19 protein-coding genes are annotated in these 19,244 nt (G+C 68.3%); 11 read left to right on the forward strand and 8 right to left on the reverse strand.

The genetic code is table 11. The features are described from left to right. A partial coding sequence (locus Q4F04_RS04570) for a M10 family metallopeptidase C-terminal domain-containing protein (RefSeq protein ID WP_368660698.1) occupies nt 1-419 on the forward strand: 419 nt, incomplete at its 5' end. 9 nt (nt 420-428) lie between these two features. On the opposite strand, the gene Q4F04_RS04575 is transcribed toward Q4F04_RS04570, so the two are convergent. Together Q4F04_RS04575 and Q4F04_RS04580 are read right to left on the reverse strand one after the other, a co-directional pair. Next, on the reverse strand, nt 429-1,586 hold the full coding sequence (locus Q4F04_RS04575) for a glycosyltransferase family 4 protein (RefSeq protein WP_303368651.1): 1,158 nt from the start codon (nt 1,584-1,586) through the stop codon (nt 429-431). Continuing rightward, entirely contained in the window at nt 1,579-2,538 is a 960-nt protein-coding gene (locus tag Q4F04_RS04580) for a glycosyltransferase family 2 protein (RefSeq protein WP_303368652.1), read from the reverse strand. The genes Q4F04_RS04575 and Q4F04_RS04580 overlap by 8 nt, the downstream gene beginning before the upstream one ends. Nucleotides 2,539-2,758: 220 nt before the next feature. On the opposite strand from Q4F04_RS04580, the gene Q4F04_RS04585 reads away from it, so the two are divergent. Genes Q4F04_RS04585 through Q4F04_RS04605 form a run of 5 tightly spaced genes read left to right on the forward strand, consistent with a single transcriptional unit; the run spans nt 2,759 to nt 8,244 of the window. Then, nucleotides 2,759-3,784, forward strand: coding sequence for a glycosyltransferase family 2 protein (locus Q4F04_RS04585; protein ID WP_303368653.1), 1,026 nt, complete (start codon nt 2,759-2,761; stop codon nt 3,782-3,784). After that, entirely contained in the window at nt 3,781-5,025 is a 1,245-nt protein-coding gene (locus tag Q4F04_RS04590) for a polysaccharide biosynthesis/export family protein (protein ID WP_303368654.1), read from the forward strand. The genes Q4F04_RS04585 and Q4F04_RS04590 overlap by 4 nt, the downstream gene beginning before the upstream one ends. Further along, nucleotides 5,022-6,059, forward strand: coding sequence for a hypothetical protein (locus Q4F04_RS04595; RefSeq protein ID WP_303368655.1), 1,038 nt, complete (start codon nt 5,022-5,024; stop codon nt 6,057-6,059). The genes Q4F04_RS04590 and Q4F04_RS04595 overlap by 4 nt, the downstream gene beginning before the upstream one ends. After that, nucleotides 6,056-6,856 (forward strand): glycosyltransferase, encoded by an 801-nt coding sequence (locus Q4F04_RS04600; protein WP_303368656.1) that lies wholly within the window; start codon nt 6,056-6,058, stop codon nt 6,854-6,856. Before Q4F04_RS04595 ends, Q4F04_RS04600 begins: the two co-directional genes overlap by 4 nt. Then, nucleotides 6,853-8,244, forward strand: a complete 1,392-nt coding sequence (locus Q4F04_RS04605; protein WP_303368657.1) for an O-antigen ligase — start codon at nt 6,853-6,855, stop codon at nt 8,242-8,244. Before Q4F04_RS04600 ends, Q4F04_RS04605 begins: the two co-directional genes overlap by 4 nt. A gap of 16 nt (nt 8,245-8,260) precedes the next feature. Here Q4F04_RS04605 and Q4F04_RS04610 read toward each other — a convergent pair whose 3' ends face one another. Further along, on the reverse strand, nt 8,261-9,310 hold the full coding sequence (locus Q4F04_RS04610; protein WP_303368658.1) for a hypothetical protein: 1,050 nt from the start codon (nt 9,308-9,310) through the stop codon (nt 8,261-8,263). A gap of 6 nt (nt 9,311-9,316) precedes the next feature. Beyond that, the gene (locus Q4F04_RS04615; RefSeq protein WP_303368659.1) at nt 9,317-10,702 is read right to left on the reverse strand and encodes an oligosaccharide flippase family protein; all 1,386 of its coding nucleotides are present in this window, start codon (nt 10,700-10,702) and stop codon (nt 9,317-9,319) included. A 314-nt stretch (nt 10,703-11,016) separates the two neighbouring features. Between Q4F04_RS04615 and Q4F04_RS04620 the strand changes: the two genes are divergently transcribed. After that, nucleotides 11,017-12,057 (forward strand): cellulase family glycosylhydrolase, encoded by a 1,041-nt coding sequence (locus Q4F04_RS04620; RefSeq protein WP_303368660.1) that lies wholly within the window; start codon nt 11,017-11,019, stop codon nt 12,055-12,057. A 134-nt stretch (nt 12,058-12,191) separates the two neighbouring features. Here the strand turns inward: Q4F04_RS04620 and Q4F04_RS04625 are convergent, their stop codons facing one another. Beyond that, nucleotides 12,192-13,241, reverse strand: coding sequence for a replication initiation protein (locus Q4F04_RS04625; protein WP_303368661.1), 1,050 nt, complete (start codon nt 13,239-13,241; stop codon nt 12,192-12,194). Between the two features lie 592 nt (nt 13,242-13,833). Here Q4F04_RS04625 and Q4F04_RS04630 point away from each other — a divergent pair. The 4 genes from Q4F04_RS04630 to Q4F04_RS04645 all read left to right on the forward strand — a co-directional run bounded on the left by Q4F04_RS04630 (nt 13,834) and on the right by Q4F04_RS04645 (nt 16,772). Next, the gene (locus Q4F04_RS04630) at nt 13,834-15,033 is read left to right on the forward strand and encodes an AAA family ATPase (protein WP_303368662.1); all 1,200 of its coding nucleotides are present in this window, start codon (nt 13,834-13,836) and stop codon (nt 15,031-15,033) included. Further along, nucleotides 15,030-15,974 (forward strand): ParB/RepB/Spo0J family partition protein, encoded by a 945-nt coding sequence (locus Q4F04_RS04635; protein WP_303368663.1) that lies wholly within the window; start codon nt 15,030-15,032, stop codon nt 15,972-15,974. The genes Q4F04_RS04630 and Q4F04_RS04635 overlap by 4 nt, the downstream gene beginning before the upstream one ends. A 148-nt stretch (nt 15,975-16,122) precedes the next feature. Then, a complete protein-coding gene (locus Q4F04_RS04640; protein WP_303368664.1) occupies nt 16,123-16,362 on the forward strand; it encodes an AbrB/MazE/SpoVT family DNA-binding domain-containing protein in 240 nt (79 codons plus the stop codon). Then, a complete protein-coding gene (locus Q4F04_RS04645; RefSeq protein ID WP_303368665.1) occupies nt 16,359-16,772 on the forward strand; it encodes a type II toxin-antitoxin system VapC family toxin in 414 nt (137 codons plus the stop codon). Before Q4F04_RS04640 ends, Q4F04_RS04645 begins: the two co-directional genes overlap by 4 nt. 78 nt (nt 16,773-16,850) lie before the next feature. Here Q4F04_RS04645 and Q4F04_RS04650 read toward each other — a convergent pair whose 3' ends face one another. The 3 genes from Q4F04_RS04650 to Q4F04_RS04660 all read right to left on the reverse strand — a co-directional run bounded on the left by Q4F04_RS04650 (nt 16,851) and on the right by Q4F04_RS04660 (nt 19,150). Next, the gene (locus tag Q4F04_RS04650; RefSeq protein WP_303368666.1) at nt 16,851-17,504 is read right to left on the reverse strand and encodes a sulfotransferase family 2 domain-containing protein; all 654 of its coding nucleotides are present in this window, start codon (nt 17,502-17,504) and stop codon (nt 16,851-16,853) included. Nucleotides 17,505-17,582: 78 nt separating this feature from the next. Beyond that, nucleotides 17,583-18,683: an FUSC family protein gene (locus tag Q4F04_RS04655; protein ID WP_303368667.1), complete on the reverse strand. Its 1,101-nt coding sequence runs from the start codon at nt 18,681-18,683 to the stop codon at nt 17,583-17,585. Then, nucleotides 18,680-19,150: a MarR family winged helix-turn-helix transcriptional regulator gene (locus tag Q4F04_RS04660; protein ID WP_303368668.1), complete on the reverse strand. Its 471-nt coding sequence runs from the start codon at nt 19,148-19,150 to the stop codon at nt 18,680-18,682. Before Q4F04_RS04660 ends, Q4F04_RS04655 begins: the two co-directional genes overlap by 4 nt. Nucleotides 19,151-19,244: the final 94 nt, after the last annotated feature.

A 19,244-nucleotide genomic window follows, 5' to 3' on the forward strand; every position in this document is an offset into this window, starting at 1 on the left:
GCAACGACAACGGCAACGGCCGGACCATCGAGGGCGGCAGCGGCAACGACGTGCTGCGCGGCACCAGCGGCGACGACATCCTGGTCGGCAAGGGCGGACGCGACATCTTCACGGGCGGTTCGGGCCGGGACACCTTCGTGTTCAGCGAAGCCGGGTCCTATGACCGCATCACCGACTGGGAAAAGGGCGACAGGATCGACCTGCGCGGCCTTGACGCCGATTCCGGGCGCTGGGGCCACCAAGGCTTCGACTTCGTCGGCTCGAACTGGCTGCGGGACGCGGGCGACCTGGGGGTCTACACCAACCGGGCGCAGAACAAGACCTATGTCCAGGCCAATACCGACAACGACCGCGAGTTCGAGGTCAACATCGTCCTGGACGGCGTCCACCAGCTCAGCGCGTCGGACTTCCTGATCTGATCCGCAGCTTCACAGGATATGGCGGGCGCTGACGACCTCGGCGCCCGCCTTTTCCGCCAGCAGCTCGTTGTAAAGCGCCGTGACCTTGGCCGTCATCTGCACGGTCGTGTAGCGGGCCAGATAGCGGCGGCGGCCGTTTTCGCCGAAGCGGGCCAGTTCGGCATCCGGCGTGGCGCGGATCATCGCCACGATCCCCTGCACGTCGTCGGGCTGGAACAGCCGGCCCGTCTCGTTATCGACGACGATGTCCTGCAGCCCGCCCACCTGGCTGGCGAAGACCGCAAGCCCCTGCTGCATCGCCTCGGCGGCGACAAGGCCGAAGCCTTCCCAGCGGGACGGGACCAGCAGCAGGTCGGCCCGGCGATACAGGTCGAACACCGTCGCGCGGTCCTGCCAGCCGATGATGCGGACGTTGTCGGGGCAGTCCGGCAGCGCCTCGTCCGAGGTGATGCTGCTGCCGATGGCGACGGCCTCGGCCTCGTCCCCCAGTTCGCGCATGACCTCGAGGAAGGTGTCGAAGCCCTTCTGCCGGTCGAAGCGCCCGGCGAAGGCGATCAGCCGGCGGGCGGGCGCGGGCGTCAGGTAGTCGCCCGCGATCCCGGTCCCCGGCGGCGGGCTGATGCCGTTCTCGATCACCACCAGCCGGTCGGGGGAAATGCCCGCGGCCAGCGCCTCGCGCCGCTCGTGGTCCGAGATGCAGACGATCCGCTCGGTCACGCGGGCCAGCAGCCGTTCCACGAGGGCCGTCGCCCGCCGCATCCGGCTTGAGCCTTCGCGCGAGAAGGCCCAGCCATGCGGGCAATAGACCACATGCGTCCCCTTGGGGATCAGCGGGAAGAAGGCGCGGATCGCGGCGCCGGCGAAGGTCGAATGGATATGCAGGATGTCCGGCCGGGTCCGGCGGACATGGCGCAGCGTCATGAGCGCCATCCGCAGAAGCGCCCGGACCGAGCCGCGGCGGTGGCGGAAGGTGATCAGGCTGAACCGCGGGCCGGACAGCTTCGACAGCGCCTCGCGGTTGATTTCCGGGGTGATGACGTCGATCTGCACATCCGCGAGGCTGTGCAGCTGCTCGCCCACCAGTTCCTCAAGATAGGTCACGACACCGCCCAAGGGGGCCTCGGTGACGTGAAGGATGCGGTGCAGGGGGGGGTTGACGTCACGCATGGCGCACCTTTGTCACGGCGTCGCGCAGGCGGCCGTAGATGCCCGGCGCCGCGCCCCGCGCCAGCAGCATGGCGGCGCGGCTGGGGCCAAGGCCGCCATGGCGGATCGCCGCGGCCAGCAGCGACACGGCGCGCAGGGGCCGGGTGCGGACGATCTGGGGGACGAGAAAGCGGGCCAGATAGCCGTGCATGGCGCGGGGCGACAGCCGCCCGGCCTGCCGCGCCGCCCATTCCAGCACCTCGACCTGCGAGGTGGTGTAGCTCAGCCGCCCGGCGGCGCGGTCGTCGTGCCAGATCACCTCGGGCTCGGGCAGCATGCGGAAACGGGCGCCCGCCTCCTCCAGCCGCAGGCAGAGGTCGAGGTCCTCGAGGCAGCGCAGGCCGCGGTCGAAGCTGACCCGCGCGAACAGCGCCCGCGGGATCACGAGGGTCGAGGTCTGCATCAGCCCCTCGTCCGCGAACAGGTAGTCGCCGACGCTTTCATCCGGGCCGATGGCGCGCGGCGGCTTGACCATGCGGTTGCCGTCGCCGCGATCGAACAGCAGCGGCGAATACCAGACGGTCAGTTCCGGCGCGTCGGCGGCGCGGATCGCCGCCTCCAGCCGCTGCAGCTTGTGGGGCAGGAACTCGTCGTCGGAATCGAGAAAGGCGAGGAACTCGCCCGCCGCCGCGCCCGCACCCGTGTTGCGCGCGGCCGAGGCCCCGGCATTGGGCTGGCGGATGCAGCGGATGCGGGGGTCGCCCATGGCCTCGACCGCCGCGGCAGTGTTGTCGCGCGAGCCGTCGTCGACGACGATCACCTCGAAGTCGGGACAGGTCTGGGCCAGGCAGGATTCGATCGCGCGGCCAATGGTGTCGGCGCGGTTGTAGGCCGGGATGACGATCGAGAATCGCGGCGGGCCGCCTGCGCGATCGCCGCCGGGCGCTGCTGCATTCCTGATTGTCCGGTTCATCAAGCCCGCCGTTGCGTAACAGGGAAATGGTTATCGGTTAATAGGACGCCCGCGATCACCCGAAGGCAAACCAAAATGTGTTTCACCGGCGGGGAATTGCCGAAATACGGAGGTTGCGCCCGTCCCGTTGTTCCTGTCAGAAGACCTCGCACCCGTCCCGGCCGGGCAGGTAGTCCGATCTATTGTGCATGGATCAACTGTTGATTGAGGTTTTGTTTTGATGGCTGGCGATTTTCAGCTTTCGGTTGTAATTCCCAACAGGAACCGGGCCCATTCGCTTGCCCGCGCGGTCCTTTCGGTGCGCGATGACAACGCCGGGGCCGAAATCATTGTCGTTGACGACTGCTCGGACGAGGACCTGTCCGCGGAATACGCCCGGCTGCAGGCCATGGGGGTGCGGGTGCTGCGGCAGGACAGCCGCCGGCGCGGCGGGGCGGCGCGGAACCGCGGCGTGGACGAGGCCACGGGCACCCATGTCAGCTTTCTGGATTCCGACGATGTCTGGCTGCGGGGCCGCCACGACCGCATCCGCCGCTTCTATGCCGCGCCCGGACGGGACCGGACGGTTCTGGTCAGCGCGGCGCTGCTGCATATCAACGGCGACATCCGCAGGCCGCACCAGCCGGACTGGCGGCCGGGCCGCTCGCTGGTCGAATACTGCTACCGCGACGGCGGCCGGGTGCAGACCTCGATGCTGAGCCTGCCCGCCCCCATCGCCCGCGCCCATCCCTTCGACGAAAGCCTGCGGGTGAACCAGGACACCGACCTTGCCATGCGGATGGACCGGGCGGGGATCGCCTTTCACATCGACCCCGAGCCGGGCGTCATCAAGGAGGAATCCCCCCGCCCCGACCGGCTGACCACCGGGGCCGAGACGGCGGACCTGTCCTTTGCCTGGTACCGGCGCGAGTCGGGCGACTGGTCGCCTGCCGCCCGCAGCGGCTATTTCCTGCAGGACCGGGTCTGGCGGCTGGCCGATTCCGGCCGCCGCCCGGCCGCCTTCGCGGCGCTGGCCCGCAGCCTCGCGCCCCCGGTCTCGCCGTGCGAAATCGCCCGCCGGGCGCTGAGCCTGACCGCAGGCGAACGGCTTTACAACCGGCTGCGCACGGGCTGGCGGCAGCGGGCCCCGGCGCCGGCCGAGCCCGGACTGGTCGCGGCGGGCGAAAGGTGGCGCGAGTTCGACGCCCGCGCCCGCGACTTCTGCGCCACGGCGCGCGAGGCCCTGGCTCTTGGGGCCGTCCGATGACGCGCCTCATCTGGCCGCTTCTTCTGCTGCTGGCCGCGGTCGCGCCCGCGCAGGCCCAGGATCATGTGATCGCCTCGGGCGAGACGCTGGAAATCTCGGTCTTCCGGGTGCCCGAACTGACGCGCGAGGCGGTCGTGGACGTCGACGGGCAGATCGCCTTTCCGCCGCTGGGACGGATCGCCGTCGCCGGAAAGACCACCGAGGACGTCGCCGCGCTTCTTCAGGACCGCATGTCGGGGCTGGAGATCATGCTGGACGCGCAGGTGACGGTGGGGCTTGCCGCCGTGCGTCCGGTGGTGATCGGCGGCGATGTCGCCCAGCCGGGCGCGATCCCCTTTCAACGGGGGATGACCGTGCGCCGCGCCATCGCCATGGCGGGGGGCCTGGGGGCGCTGCGCCCCTCTCCCGGTGCCGCGGCCGAGCTGCGCGCCGAGGGCGAGGCCATCGCCGCCGAGCTTCTGGCCCGGCACGCGACGCTGGCCCGCGCCCGCGCCGAACTGGACGGCGCCGCGCAGATCGCGGCGGCCGACCTGCCCCGGCTTGCGGGCAACGAGGACGAGGCCGTCCTTGCGCTGGCCAACCGCCTGCTGGCGGCGGCCAATGCCGAAAGCGAGGCGGAAAAGGCCTTCTACGCCCGCGACATCGCCATGATCGACACCCGCATCGCCCGGCTGAAGGAACAGATCGAGCATCAGCGGGCGCTGGTCGAGCAGCAGATCGAGGAAGTCACCCGCTATACCGACATGCAGGGTCGCGGGTTGACCCCGCAGACCCGCGTGTCCGAGGAATACCGCACCCTGAACGAGCTGCGCGGCAATCTTTCCGAGGTCGAGGCCTCGATCGCCGATGTCGAGCGCCAGCGCGAAACCGTCGCCCATGAGCTTGACCGCCACGACGCCCGCCGCACCGCCGCGCTGGAAGCCGAGGCGCAGGAGGCGCTGGCCGCTATCGCCGCGCTGAACGCGCGGATGAACGGCGTCGCCGGCCAGCTTTCCCAGCTTGGCGCCGGCGGCATGGACGCCGTCGAGGTGACGCTGTACCGCGCCGCCGACGGGCAGGAAACACCGGCGATGGCCAGCGAGGACACCGTCCTGCAGCCCGGCGACCTGATCGAGGTCGACCTGCCCGACAGCTTCTTCGGGATGCTTCCTTCCGCCAATGCCGTGTCGGCCGATCCCGCCTCGGTCCCGCAGCGGTCCGTCCAGCCCTCGACGCTGGCCCAGCAGAGGCCCATGCCATGAACCACGTCAGCGTTCCCGCCGGGCAGCAGGGGGCCGAGGCGATGCCGCAGCCCGCCGCCTCGTTCACCTTGGGCGAGGTCTTCGCCGCGATCCGGCGCAGCCCGCTTCTGGTGCTGCTGTTCACCGCGCTTGGCGGCGGCGGCGCCTTCATGGCCGCCAAGTCGATGCCCGACAGCTATTCGGCCACCGCCAAGCTGATTTCGGACGCCGACCGCGCCGGCATCATCCAGCGGACCGAGCCGGGAACCCAGGTCACCGCCGAGGATTCCGCCACCGCCACCATCGTGGAAACCATCGACACGCCCGTGTCGCTGGCCTATGCGCTGGACGCCCTGACGCCCCAGCAGCATGCCGAACTGGTCGTCACCGCCGAGTTCCCGCCCGACGAGCCGATGACCGCGGCGCAGGAACGGGCGCAACTGCTGCGGCACATGTCGCGCAGCCTCGACGTGACCCACAGCGGCCGGTCCTATGTCGTCAACATCACCTACAACTCGAAAAGCCCCGGGCTTTCGGCCACCATCGCCAATGCGGTTGCACAGGGCTACCTGAAATCCCGGTCGGACCTGCGGCTGGACGTCTACCAGCAGATGCTGGTGAACCTCGACCGCGAGCTGGACACCCTGACCCGCGACCTCGAGGAAGCCGAGCGCCGCGCCCAGACCACCCGCGAACGCGGCCGCCTGATGCAGTTGCGCTTCGAGACCCTGACCGGCCAGCGCCAGACCGAGGCCATCGAGGCCAGCGCCGAGGTCTATGCCCAGCAGCGCGAGGCCGAGCGCGAGGTGGAGGCCACCGCCGCCGTCTATGAACAGCTTCTGCTGGAACACCGCCGGATTCAAAGCCGCATCGGCGCGCCGGAACTGACCGTGCAGCTTTTCGCCCCCGCCGTGGTCCCGCTGACCCCGGCCGGGTTCAACGCCAAGCCGGTGATCCTTGCGCTGGGGCTGGTGGCGGGCTTCCTTGCCGGATCGTCGCTGGCCATCCTGCGAAGCGCCTGGCAGCGTCGGCGCCTTGCGCGGAGGGACCAATGACCGAAGCAAGACCCGATCTCTGCGTGCTGATCCCGGTCTTCAGGGACCAGTCCGGGCTGATCGAGACGTTGCAGGTCCTGGGCCGCGAGTCCCACCCCTTCGACATCGTGGTGGTGGACGACGGCTCGCCCGAGCCGATCACCTGCGCCGACAGCTACGGCCCCCATGCCGTGACCCTGATGCGGCTGGACCGCAACCGGGGGATCGAGCACGCCCTGAACGCCGGGCTCGAGACGATCCTGGCCCGTGGCTATCCGCATGTCGCCCGGCTGGATTGTGGCGACCTGCCCCTGCCCAGCCGGTTCGCGCGGCAGGAGGAGTTCCTGAAGGCCAACCCGCGCGTCGGCATGGTCGGCACATGGGCGCGCTGCGTCGATGACGACGGCAACTACATGTTCACCCTGCGCTTCCCGGTGGACCATGACGAGATGCTGCGCAAGCAGCGCTATGTCCCTGCCCTTCTGCATCCGACCATCATGATCCGGGCCGAGGCCCTGCGCGACATCGGGCTTTATTCCGACCGCTACAAGACCGCCGAGGATTACGACCTGTTCGTCCGCATGGGCCGCAACTGGCGGCTGGCGAACATCCCCGAGGTGCTGACGCAATACACGATCAGCGCCACCGGCACGACCGCGGCCAAGCGCAAGCGCAACCTCGTGGCGCGCTTGCGGGTGCAGCGGGACAATTTCTCGGCCCGCGATCCCCATGCCTGGGCCGGGATGGCGCGGACGCTGCTGTTCATGGCCATCCCCTTCGGCTGGCTGAACGCGGTCAAGAAGAAGGCGTGGAAGTGACGGCCAGCGCCCCGGCCGCCACGCGCGAGGGGCTGCGGGCCGCGCCGCTGATCGTGCTGCTGGTGGTGGCGACGGTCTTCAACGACCTGATGCCGCTTTTGCCGGCGGGCGAGCTGTCCAAGGACGGCTTCATCTATGTCCTGCCGCTGGCGCTGCTTTACTTCGTGGTGCAGCCGGGACGGATCGCGATCCCTTCGGCCTTCTTCCTTGTGACCGTGGGTTTCCTTGTGGTCGTGGTGGCGGGGGTCGCGATCAATTTTCCGGAAATCTCGACCGTCTGGTACAAGGGACGCTCGGGGATGAGCCGGGTCATCACCCAGGGCATGGCCGTGGCGCTGGGGCCGCTGGTCACGCTGATGTTCTTCAACTTCGCGTCCCGCGGGCCCGAGGGGCTGGCCGCGATCTCGCGCGGGGCCTGGGTCGCGCTGATGGTGATGGCGGGCATCGCGGTGATCGAGGTCGCCTCGTGGTACGGCATCCCCGGCCCGACCCAGATCTATGGGGCGCTGTCGCTGGTCATCCATGCCGAGACGCATGAATATTATCCCGACCGGCTGCGGATGACCGCCTTTGAATCCTCGTGGGCGGCGGTGATGCTGACCTTCATCTTCCCCTTCGCCATCACCCGCGGCAGCGGGCGGCGAGTGGCGCTGGTGCTGGCCATCGTTGCGGTGATGATGGTGCTGCTGCAGTCCCGCACCGCGATGCTGGTGATCGGGGTCCAGTTCATCCTGTTCCTGCTGGGCTTCCTGCGCCACCGCAAGGACTGGCTGCTGCACGGCGCCTCGGCCGCGGCGGTGGGACTGCTGGTGATGATGCTGATCCCCGGCGTGCAGAACGCGGTGATGGAAAAGGGCAGCAACCTGATCCGCTATGGCAGCATGGACGGGCTGATCGACCCGACTCCGGGGGCGACCGAGAACGTGTCCAACGTCACCCGCCTGGCCGCCATCCGTGCGGGCCTGTCGATGTTCGAGGAACGCCCGGTCCTGGGCGTGGGCCTCGGGCAATACGGCTTCAACTATCCTTATCATATCCGCGCCGAGGACCTGCGAAGCTGGGAGGTCCGCAGCTACGCCACCGCCGCCGACGTGGGGCTGACCTGGCCCCCCGCCTATTCGTTGCATGTCCGCCTGCTGGCCGAAACCGGGCTGCTGGGATACCTGCTGTGGCTTGCGATGATCCTGCCGCTGCTGCTGCGCTCGCTCTTGCGGGCCTCGGGGGCGACCTACACGGGCCGGCTGCACCTGGCCGTCGCCATGACCCTCAGCGGCTGGCTGATGCTGGGGGCCAGCATCGACAGCTTCCGCTTTTTCGGGGGCTGGATCGCCCTGGGGGTCGGGCTGGCGCTGTGGCGCTCGCCCGCGCGCTCGTCGGCCGCCGCGTAAGGCCGGCCCCCGCGGATCACGAGATCAGCCGGAACCGCCGCAGCCAGCGCATGGCCTTTGTCTCGTTGTGAAGCTGGTGCAGGCCCCGCATGGCCATGTGGACCGCCCGCCGCCGCGTGGGCGTCCAAGGGACCCGGCCCGTGCCCTCGGGAATCTCGCGCCAGGTGCCGGCTTCGGGCGGCGAAAGCCTGTGCAACTGCTGCAGCGCGTCGATCCAGCAGGCGACGGTGCGTTCCGCGCCGGCGCGGGCAAGGGCGGGCACCCGTTCGGGCGGCTCGACCCAGGGGTTGGTGTTGATCTCGAAGATCTGCGGGCGGCCGTCGATCACGGCGTAATCGGCCCGGCCATACTGGATGCCCGTGGCCTCGAAGGCGGCGCGCAGGACGGGTTCGTCCTCGTTGGCCTGCATGAAGGCCATCTCGCGCTCGGTCGCGGGCACGTTGCCGAGGTCGGAATATTCGCCCTTGCAGATCCAGTCCCGGCTCTGGTCCAGCGCCGAGGGGAACAGCCGGTCGCCCACGCGGGTGTAGGACCGCTTTTCATGCAGGCCCAGATCGTTGCGGGCATCGACATATTCGGTGACGACGAAACGGTCCCCCTGCCGGTCGTCAAGATCCAGTGCGGCGACGGCGGCGCGCAGCGCCTCGGGCGTGCGCAGAAGCCCGGACCGCGGCCCGTCGTGATCGTCCAGCCGGCGCAGGAACACCGGGTAGCGGAAGGATTCGGGCGGGGTCCGCAGCGGCATCACCTGGAAATCGTTGATCCCCGCCTTGTGCAGCCGGTGCATGATGTCCAGCCGGTTGCCGATGCGGTCGGGCAGGTTCAGCATCGTGCAGTCGGGACAGGCGCGGCGCAGCGCCGCGATCCGGTTCAGCACCGCGGGCAGCTCGTCCTCGTCCAGCCGCTCGTGGTCGGCAAAGATATAGGCCGAGACCGGCAGGCGCGGCAGGCCGGTGAATTCCTGGTAGCTCAGGATGACGATGCGGCCGTGCAGGGGATGGTCCCTGGTTTCGAGCACATCGCGGACGGTGTACTGGTGCTCGGCTGTAGCTACAAAGGTGATCATGTCAACTCACGATTTCCGGTTGCGAAGCAGAGAAATGAAGTCCTGGGCACATGAGCGGCATGTCACCAGAAGAGCGATCGGGTAGGCCGCCGCTCCGGCCAGGATCATGACGGCCAGGGTCGGCACCGAAGGCTCGGGGACGCCGTTCCGAAAGCACAATGCGGCAAGCGCGGCACTCATGGCAAGCGCCGCCAGCCAGACCTGCGCGATGCGGCGGGCGGCCGGGGCCACGTTCGCCGGCGCAAGGCGGATCGCGAAGAAGAGGCCGGCGGCGATGGTGGCCAGCTCATGGACCAGGAAGGCGATCGCGGGCGCGTTGCCGCTTCCCGCGCCGGTCGTGATCACAAATCCCGTGACCATGCAGGACAGCGCGAAGATGCCGCCGATCAGCCCGTATTCGGGGCGGCCCAAGGCCGAATAGGCGGAATCGTAGAACTGGAAGGGCAGCGACAGCGCCACCGCAAGGCACAGGATCTGCGACAGCGGCACCGCCTGGTCCCAGCCCGGTCCCACCAGCAGCGGCAGCAGCACCGGGGCGACGATCGCCAGCCCGACGAAGGCCGGGACGGCGACCATGGCAACGCCCGCGACGATCTCTCCGGCCGTGCGGACCAGGCGGGGCGGGTCGAGCTGCAGCCGGACCAGCACCGAGAACGCAAGATTGTGCCCCACCCCCATCAATGCCATCCGCAACGGATCAACGATCCTCAGCGCGATGTTGAGCTGGCCCAGGGTGGCGCTGCCGAAGACCGCGTTGACCATGAAGGCCAGCACCGCCGGCACCGCGGAACCGACGCCGACATCGGCCAGGCTCAGCCAGGAAAAGCGGAACAGTTCGCGGAACCGCTGCGGATGCCAGCGCACCGGCGTCCGCAGCACCTGTCCCCGATAGCGCAGGAACAGCGTCGCCAGCAGCGGATACAGCAGGTTCGGCAGCAGCCGCTGCAGCAGCAGCGACCAGACCCCCCATCCCGCCAGAGCCGCCAGCACCGCGACCAGCGAGGCGATCACCGTGCTGGCGGCCTGGCAGAACGAGATCTCGACAAAGCGGCGGCTGCGCCGGGCCACCGCCCGCGCCACCGCCCCCGGTCCCTGCCCCGCCAGCAGCACGGCCGAGACGACGAGGTAGAGGGCAAATCCGGGGGCGGCCGCCCAATGCTCGATGACCGGACCCAGAAGCAGCGACAGCAGGACCGCGGCCCCCGTCAGCACCATCGAGACGAACAGCGCGGTTTCCAGATGCGCGGTCCGCAGCCGCCGCCGCTGGCTGAGGGATTCCTCGAAGGGCAGGCCGATGAAGGCGCCCATGATCGTGGTCACCGCCAGAACCAGCGTCGCCACGCCGAATTCCGCGGGCGACAGGATGCGGGCCACCACAACCGTGCTGGCCATCTGGGCAGACAGTCGCAGAACAGCATCTGCTGCGGAACTTCCGATCCAGATCCTGAACATTCATGTCCCGCACTCGGCCCGTTTCCGATGCCTAATCCTCGGGTGCCCCATAAACAAGCATGGTTAACGCTAAAATCGGCGATCACGAATGATCCGGCCGCGTTGTGCCGCAATTGCAATATGCCTTAGGGTCCCGGCGGTGAAATGAACGGAAATCACCCATGCCCGGAATGACCCCTGCCCCCTGCCACCCGCCATTCACCCCGGCCGACCGCCTGTGCCGCGGAATGTCACGGAAATTTCGGCGTGCAACCATGACGGGAATTACCGCATTTCTGCTGCAATTCGGGATTGCAGGCGGGGCGGCGGTTCAGGCCTCGTCGATCCCCGATGACGCCGTGGGCCTTGCGGTGGGCCTTGACGCTTTGCGCTGGCAGGACAGCCTCGACCTGCGGGCCGAGTTCGCAGATTACGCCGCCATGGGGGTGCGCTGGTTGCGGACCGACCTGAACTGGGCCAGCGTTCAGCGCGACGGCCCCGACAGCTTCGACTGGAGCGAGATGGACCGCATCGTCGATCTTGCCGCGTCCTTCGGCATCGGGGTGCTGCCGGTTGTCGGTTCCACCCCCGAATGGGCCTGGTCGGACCCTGACAACTATTCGCCGCCCGGCGACCCGCAGGTATTCGGCCGCTTTCTTGAGGCAGCGGTCCGCCGCTATCAACCGCGCGGCATCGACACCTGGGAAATCTGGAACGAGCCGAATTTGGACGGACCCTTCCCGCCCCGGCCCGATCCCGTGGCTTTTGCCGCGCTTCTCAAGGCGGCGCATGCGGGCATCCGCACGGCCGACCCGGATGCAACGATCATCCTGGGTGGCCTTGCCGCCGCGACCTCGACCGACCGGTCCGGCGGCGCCATTGCCGCCGTGGAGTTCCTGCAGCGCGTCTATGACGCGGGCGCGGCCGGCAGCTTCGACGTGCTGGGCTTTCATCCTTATACCGGCGCGGGCCTGCCCGACCTTCGGGGCTGGCGCAATTCCTGGGCGCTTATGGCGGGGCCGATCCGCGAGCTGATGGCGGCGCATGGCGACGGCGAGAAGAAGATCTGGATCACCGAATACGGCGCCCCCACGAACGAGACCGAAGGGGGCGCCTCGGAGCCCCGGCAGGCCGAGCAGTTGGCCGCCAGCGTGGAGCTTGCCCGCGCCACGCCGTGGCTCGGCCCGGTGTTCTGGTACAGCTACCGCGACTTGGGGACCGACCCAGAGGACCGCGAGGACTGGTTCGGACTGATGGCCGTGGATGGCCGAGCCAAGCCGGCGCGCGCGGTTCTTGAGCGGGTAGAGGGGAAGTAAAACAACAGATTGTCTGCTTCGTCCTGATTGACGCTGGTGGTTTTTCCCAAGCCACTGGCAAAGCATGGCCTGGCCGCTGCAGGCCTTACCGACACAAGGCCTCCTGTCCCATGCGAAAATTGCCAGTTGGCAATTCAGATCGGATTGCCCTCGGCATAGCGGCGGAAGAAGGCCAGGAAGGCGCGGTCGGGGTCCTGCGGAGGCTCTTTCCCCTGGGCCCAGGCGCGCCATTCGCCTTCGACGAAATAGATGTCATAGCCGGGATGGCGCAGGCGCGCCGTCTCGTAGGTTTCCGTCAGCAAGGGGGCGCCTCGGCTTTCCAGCCAAGCGGGACGCGGGCGCAGGCTTGCGGACCCCTGCCCGGCCGGGGGCTGCGGCGCCGGGGCCTCGGCCTTCCGTGCCGCCTCGTCGGCCCTGGCGCGGCGGCCGACCTTCGAGAATTGCAGCGCCCGGTCGGCCGCCCCCGAGGCATCGCCGTCCTTGCGCCACCAGCGCAGTTCCACATGCGTGACCGCCCTGCCCGTCTTGACAGGCAGGATCTCGACCATGAAATCCGACAGCGCGTTCACCTCGGCCACCGCCGGGTCGATGGCGCGCAGCTTGAGGTTCGACCAGGACGACAGCTTCCCCCGGGGCACGCCGATGATGCCGCGGAAGCTGTCCAGCGCGAAACGCTCGGACGCCTTCCAGCGCAGGTTGCCGCGCTTCTGCACCATCTCGTACAGCGTCAGCGCGTATTTCGATGACAGCGCGAACATCACCTCGCGCTGCAGCCGGGCAAAGACCTGGCTGTTGCGGATGATCTTGCGCAGCCGCGCCGGGATCTCGTATTCCAGCAATCCATCGGCGCGCCGGCTTTCAAGGTTGCCGCCCAGCAACTGCACCCGCTCGATCGCCGGCTCGCCGTCCCGGTCCACAGCGACCTTGACGATCGCCGACATCAGCCGTTCGAGGCTTTCGCCGACTCGGTCGTTGGAATTGTGGTTTCCCCGCAGCGCCGACTTGGCGATCACATGCGTCACCGGCTTGTCGATGGCGTCCCAGGCGTTTTCCAGAAGCTGGTTGTAGATGCGCCGGTCATTCAACGTCAGCGGCGTCACCTCGACCAGATCGACCAGTTCGCCGGGCTTGATGAGGCTTTCAGCATTGGGCCGCGCCTCCACCGTGCGAATCGCTGTTGTCATGGCCTTGCCCCGTCGAATTCTTACCTGACTATCGCGAGGCGGGTAAGTCTTCAACAAGGCAGCGTGCGTTGCACCCGAAAAGTAAGCAACGGCTTGACAGTGGAAACAGAGGTGATTCGCAGAGGACTGTATTCATTGAGAAAACAAGCCGGTCCCTGCGGGTTTTAGGTCACACCCGAAAGGTAAGCCTTGCGCCCATCCCGGAAGGTAAGCCATGCCATCCCGATCCGTAAGGACAAGGCACCCGAAACGTAGCCCAAGGCATCCCAAGAAGTAGGAATAAATAGGAATTATTGTTTCTTCTCCGTGTTTTGCACCATATGAACAGAGAACAAGAAGAATCTAGAACAAGAGAAGAGTTTTTTATCCACAGGGTTTGAAATGGATCAGACTGCCAGGATCTGGGATATCTTACAAATCGGGATGCCTGATCGCTCGCGACGTGCCGAAAGCAAAGCTGGATGCCCTGAAACTCCGCTCATGGGCTGCGGAGACCCGACTTACGCTTTCTCAAGCCTGCACACTTGCAAGACCGAACTTTACCACAAGGGCATGCCGGTGCATGGTCGCCCGCAAAGCAAGGAACAGGATCATGGACAGCGTTCTGCCTCCCGTCACACTGGACGAACTTTCCGTTCTCAGCCGCCGCGCCGCTACCGTGATCGAGCGGCTGCGCGAGCGCGTCTTCGCCCCCGGCACGCAGAAGCAGCTGGACCTGCGCTTCAACGTCCGCACCGCGGCCGAGATGGTCGGACGGTCCGAAAAGGCGATCCGCGATGCCGAGGGCGACGGGCGGCTGCCATCCCCCGACAAGGACGAGGACACCGGGCGCCGCCGCGGCTATTCGCTGGCCGACATCGCCCGGATGCGCGAGGTCTTCGGCACCCTGCCGCATCGCGCCCCCGAGGACCCTCCGCTGGTTCTGGCCGTGCAGAACTTCAAGGGCGGCGTCGGCAAGTCCACGGTCGTCACGCACCTGGCGCAGTATTTCGCGCTCAAGGGCTATCGTGTCTGCATCATCGATTGCGACAGCCAGGCCTCCAGCACCGCCGTCTTCGGGCTGAACCCCGACGTGGACGTGGATGAAGAGGAAGACACGCTTTATCCTTTCCTGCGCCATGGCGGCCCGAAGACGCTGCATTACGCGTTGCGGGCGACCTATTGGCCCGGCATCGCGATCATCCCGGCGAACCTCGGCCTTTACGATGCGGAATATGAATTCGCGGCCCGGATGGCGCGTGACCCGGCCTTCATCCTCGACCGGCTGCGCGAAGGGGTGGACAGCATCGCCGACCAGTTCGACATCATCCTGCTGGACCCGCCGCCCGCGCTGGGGATGCTGTCGCTGTCGGTGCTGCGGGCCGCGAATGCGCTGCTGGTGCCGGCGCCGCCCAACAACATCGACTTCGCCTCGACCGCGCATTTCCTCAAGATGCTGGAGGCGACGCTGGCGGAACTCTCGCGCCACGGGGGCGAGCGGCAGTACAGCTTCGTCAAGATCCTGACCTCGAAGATGAACGAGCAGAAATCGGCGCATCAGGCGATCAAGCGGATGATGGACGCGGTCTTTCCCCAGGACATGCTGATGGCGGTCCTGAAGGACAGCGCCGAGATCGACAATGCCAGCGCCAACCTGATGACCGTCTATGAGATGACTGGCGCCGCCACCCGGACCGAGACGCACAAGCGCTGCCGGGCCTATCTGGACGCCGTGGGTCGCGAGGTCGAATTGCTGGCCCGCAAGACCTGGCCCAGCCATCACCGCGATCTGCGCAAGGAGGGACTGCTGTGAGCAAGCGCCACAACGCGATCTTCGACGACGTCTTGCGCGACATGGACGACCCGGCGCCTGCGGCGGAAAAGGGCGGGGCGCGGTTCCTCAAGCGTTCGAACGCGCTGGCCGACAGCGGCACGCGCGAGGAAAAGGTGCTGCGCTGGGTCGATCCCGCCACCTGCGTGATGTGGGAACGCCACAACCGCGCCTATGACCTGCTGAACGAAACCAACTGCCGCGAGCTGATCGACAGCATCCGCGCCCAAGGCCAGCAGGAGTTCCCGGCCATCGTCCGCCGCCGTTCGGGCGAAGGGGCGGATTACGAGGTGATCTGCGGCGCCCGGCGGCATTTCGCGATCTCTTGGCTACGCGCCAACAACTACCCTCAGTTCCGCTATCTGGTCGAGGTCCGCGACCTCACCGACGAGGAGGCCTTCCGCCTTGCCGATATCGAGAACCGCGACCGGGCGGATCTGTCGGATTACGAGCGGGCGCGGGACTATGCCCGCGCCCTGGATCTTTACTACGGCGGCAAGCAGAAGGCGATGGCGGCGCGGCTGGAGGTGTCAGAGGCATGGTTGTCGCGCTATCTCTATCTCGCGCGGCTGCCCGAAGTCGTGGTCCGCGCCTGGCCGCAGATCACCGACCTCAAGGAACTGCACGCCCGTATCCTGCGGCCGCTGCTGTCGGATGCCGGGGACCGGGTGCTGGCCGAGGCCGGCGCGATCGCCGCCGAGCAGGACCGGGCGCGGGCGGGACAGGGGGCCTTCATCCCCGTTCCCCGCGTCCTGTCACGGCTAAAGGCGGCAATCGCGCCCGCCGCCAACCCCGCGCCGCCCTTGGTCAGACTGCGGGTCCGCGAACGGGGGCGCGAGGTGACGCTGCAGTTCGACCGCGACATCGACGAGCCAACGCTGCGGGCGGAACTCGACCGCTTCCTTGCGGAACGGTTCGGCTGAGGGAAATTGCCAATTGGCAATCCAAGCTCGACTATCGGAAATTGCCAGTTGGCAATTTCTCAGATGGCCGGACTGCAAGGGCGTTTCCCTGAGCTTGCACAAGCCCCGGCCAGGCATTACCCTTGGTAATACTGGCAGGGGAACCATCATGCGCATCACCATCAAGGGGCAGGTCACGATCCCGCAGCCCATTCGGGATGCCGCCGGTTTCCATCCGGGGACCGAGGTCGATTTCGTGCTGGGCGATGACGGGCTGGTGCGGGTGATCGCCTCTGACCGGCTGCGGGCCGAACGTGCGCAGGCCGTGGACAGCGCCATCGCGCGGCTCAGGGGCAGCGCCGATGCCGGGATGACCACGGACGAGATCATGGCCCTGACCCGCGGATGACGCCGGTCCTGGTCGATTCCAACATCCTGATCGACATTGCCACCGACGACCCCCGATGGGCCGCATGGTCGGCCGCGGCGCTGGCGCGGGAAGGGCAGGGGGCGCGGCTGGTCATCAACCCGCTGATCTATGCCGAGGTTTCGGTCGCCCATGCCCGGATCGAGACGCTGGATACGCTGCTGCCCGAGGAAGTCTTTGCCCGCGAGCCCCTGCCATGGGCGGCGGGCTTCCTTGCCGGCAAGGTCTTTGTCGCCTACCGCCGCCGGGGCGGCGCCCGGCGCTCTCCGCTGCCCGATTTCTACATCGGCGCCCATGCCGCCATCCGGGGCTACCGCCTGCTGACCCGCGACCGCAGCCGCTATGCCGGCTATTTCCCCAAGGTCGAACTGATCGCGCCCGAAGACCCGTGACCTGCCGGAAGGGCGGGCATCCGTCGCGCATCCCGGGAAGGATGCCTTCCTGCGGCTGCAGGGGCAGGGCGCCCGGCCTCAGCCGTCGAAGGTCCAGCCGAAGCGGGCGATGTCCTCGGCGGCGGCATGGGCGATAAGCGCGCGGGTTTCCGCGTCATGGCTGCCGCGCCAGTCCGCGCCGGGCGGGCCGGAAGCATTGCTGCGCGGCAGGGGGCCTGGCGGAAAGCCCAGGTGTGCCTCCAGTTCGGCCAGGCCGGGGCCGAGGTCGTCCAGCCGCAGGATCAGGGCGGGATATTCCTGCCCCCGCGCATCGGTCAGGTAATGCCGGACCGGCACCGCCATGTGCGACAGGATCAGCGGCTGGCGCAGGAAGTCGCGGAAATCCAGCGCCTTGGCCAGCGCCACGGCCGGGTTCTCGAAGCTTTGCAGCCGCAGCCAGCGGTGGTAGCTGACCGCCCGCGCCCAGGGGTTGCGCGCCAGCGTGACCAGCAGATAGCCGGAAAAGATCGCCGGATCGACCAGCCCCTCGATGTCGGCGAGGGTCGAATGTTTCCACAGCCGCCCGCGGGCGGCGACGCCCCTGACCCGCCGCCGCCGCTTCAGGCCCTTGGGGGTGTCCGACAGCACGATGTCTTGCGGCCCCAGCCGGCGTTCCAGCGCAAGCGTCAGCGAGGTGCCCCCGGTCTTGGGAATATGGACGAACACATAGCGGTGCCGGTGAGAGATGATCATGCGCTGCCCCCGGGCCGGGGCCGGATCGCCCCGCCGCCGGTCTGCCGGACGCGGGCGGCGCAAGGCAAGACCCCCGCCTCAGGGCCGAGTGTCGCGCTGCCCGGCCAGGTGCCGGCGGTCGTCGAGGCTTGACAGCACCACCGCCAGGCAGATGCCGATCGTCGCGCCCAGCAGGGTATCCAGCACCCGCTCGGGCGCCATCGCCGCGCCCGCGGCATCGGGGGCGGCCAGGTGGGTCATCAGCAGCGCCATGGGCGTGACCAGCACCTGCCCCAGCCCGTAGTTCGCGCCGATGACCACCTCGGTCACGAACTGCAGCAGGACCAGCGCCGCGATGACCGCCCCGGCCGTGGGGTTCTGGATCAGGAAGGCCCAAGCCAGCAGCGCCCCCGCCACCGTGCCCGCCATCCGCTGCAGCGCCCGGTTCATGCTGATGTGCAGATGGGTGCCCTGCATGACCGCCAGCGTCCCCATCGCGGCCCAAGCGGGATGGTTCGCGCCAAGGGCATGGCTGGCGTAGGCCGCCAGCGCCGTGCCCGCGGTGATGCGCGCCGCCGCCATCAGCCGGTGCGGCAGCGGGCGCGCCGGCTCGGCCGGGAAGGGGCGGCCGGGGCGGGGCGGGTGGCGCAGCGCCTCGCTGGCCGCGCAGACCGCCCATGAGAAGGCCGCGGCGGCCGCCGTCGCGGCGGTGCGTTCCAGCACCTGCGCCAGCGTCAGGCTGTCGGCCATCGAGGCGCCCACGGCAAAGACGAAGATCAGCGGTCCCGGCGCCCCAAAACGGCCGGTCACGCAGACAAGGAAGAAGAACCCGCAGGCGAAGGCCAGAAGCGCAAGCTGGGCCGCAGACGACGCCCCGAGCCAGACTGCCATCGACATCCCGAAGACGGCAAGGCTCTGCCACAGGGCGCATTGCAAGAGGATCGGGTTGCGGCTGCGCGGCGGGGCAAAGCGGCCGAACAGGGCCACCAGCACCCCCAGCGCGACAAAGCCGATCAGGTGCGGCCAGGGCGAGACAAGGGTGAGGGGCAGGGCGATCGCCGCCGCGACCGCCGCCTGCAGCCCGGCCAGCGCCGCGTTGCGCAGCGACGGCTGCGGCGACAGCGTCAGGCTGCCGCGCAGATTGCGGGGATGCAGCAGGTGGCGGGCTGCCTGCCGGCGGCTGGGGGGACGGGCGCTCATTCGGCGGCCTCGCCGGCCCCAGCGCGTTCAAGGACCGCGATGCGCCGCTCGATGGTTTCCAGATGGGCCAGCATGGCGGCCACCTCGGGATCGGAAAGGTCGGCCAGCATGGCTTCCTCGGCTTGGGCCAGTTCGCGCCGGATCCCGGCCAGCCGCCGTTCGCCCTGCCGGGTCAGGTGGACCAGCCGGGCGCGGCCATCGGCCTCGTCCCGGCGCCGCTCGACCAGGCCCTCGCGCGACAGGATGTCGATCACCCGCACGAGGCTGGAGCCGTCCACGCCGACCCGCGCTGCAAGGTCCTTCTGGGTGATGCCGCCGCCGCTTTCCTTCAGATGCACCAGCGGCACCCATGTGGCGTCGGTCAGCCCCGCCTGCGCAAGCCGGGCGTCCAGCATCCGGCGCCAGCGGCGGGCAAGCAGCGAGAAACGAAGCCCGAAGCGGGCGCGAAGGGGAACAGGATCGGGCATGGCCTGAAATATGGTTTGAGTTTCAAATCAAATCAAGATGGAGACTGCCGCACCTGCCCGGCAGAGCCACCGATCTTCATCCCGATAAATGGCA

Origin of the sequence: Paracoccus sp. (in: a-proteobacteria), from assembly GCF_030536915.1 — a bacterium.
Taxonomy (GTDB): domain Bacteria; phylum Pseudomonadota; class Alphaproteobacteria; order Rhodobacterales; family Rhodobacteraceae; genus Paracoccus.

Bases quoted from the DNA above. Each gene is read 5' to 3' on its own strand.
- Q4F04_RS04575 (WP_303368651.1), bottom strand. From the start codon at position 1,586: ATGCGTGACGTCAACCCCCCCCTGCACCGCATCCTTCACGTCACCGAG.
- Q4F04_RS04580 (WP_303368652.1), bottom strand. From the start codon at position 2,538: ATGAACCGGACAATCAGGAATGCAGCAGCGCCCGGCGGCGATCGCGCA.
- Q4F04_RS04585 (WP_303368653.1), top strand. From the start codon at position 2,759: ATGGCTGGCGATTTTCAGCTTTCGGTTGTAATTCCCAACAGGAACCGG.
- Q4F04_RS04590 (WP_303368654.1), top strand. From the start codon at position 3,781: ATGACGCGCCTCATCTGGCCGCTTCTTCTGCTGCTGGCCGCGGTCGCG.
- Q4F04_RS04595 (WP_303368655.1), top strand. From the start codon at position 5,022: ATGAACCACGTCAGCGTTCCCGCCGGGCAGCAGGGGGCCGAGGCGATG.
- Q4F04_RS04600 (WP_303368656.1), top strand. From the start codon at position 6,056: ATGACCGAAGCAAGACCCGATCTCTGCGTGCTGATCCCGGTCTTCAGG.
- Q4F04_RS04610 (WP_303368658.1), bottom strand. From the start codon at position 9,310: ATGATCACCTTTGTAGCTACAGCCGAGCACCAGTACACCGTCCGCGAT.
- Q4F04_RS04615 (WP_303368659.1), bottom strand. From the start codon at position 10,702: ATGGCCAGCACGGTTGTGGTGGCCCGCATCCTGTCGCCCGCGGAATTC.
- Q4F04_RS04620 (WP_303368660.1), top strand. From the start codon at position 11,017: ATGACGGGAATTACCGCATTTCTGCTGCAATTCGGGATTGCAGGCGGG.
- Q4F04_RS04625 (WP_303368661.1), bottom strand. From the start codon at position 13,241: ATGACAACAGCGATTCGCACGGTGGAGGCGCGGCCCAATGCTGAAAGC.
- Q4F04_RS04630 (WP_303368662.1), top strand. From the start codon at position 13,834: ATGGACAGCGTTCTGCCTCCCGTCACACTGGACGAACTTTCCGTTCTC.
- Q4F04_RS04640 (WP_303368664.1), top strand. From the start codon at position 16,123: ATGCGCATCACCATCAAGGGGCAGGTCACGATCCCGCAGCCCATTCGG.
- Q4F04_RS04645 (WP_303368665.1), top strand. From the start codon at position 16,359: ATGACGCCGGTCCTGGTCGATTCCAACATCCTGATCGACATTGCCACC.
- Q4F04_RS04650 (WP_303368666.1), bottom strand. From the start codon at position 17,504: ATGATCATCTCTCACCGGCACCGCTATGTGTTCGTCCATATTCCCAAG.
- Q4F04_RS04655 (WP_303368667.1), bottom strand. From the start codon at position 18,683: ATGAGCGCCCGTCCCCCCAGCCGCCGGCAGGCAGCCCGCCACCTGCTG.
- Q4F04_RS04660 (WP_303368668.1), bottom strand. From the start codon at position 19,150: ATGCCCGATCCTGTTCCCCTTCGCGCCCGCTTCGGGCTTCGTTTCTCG.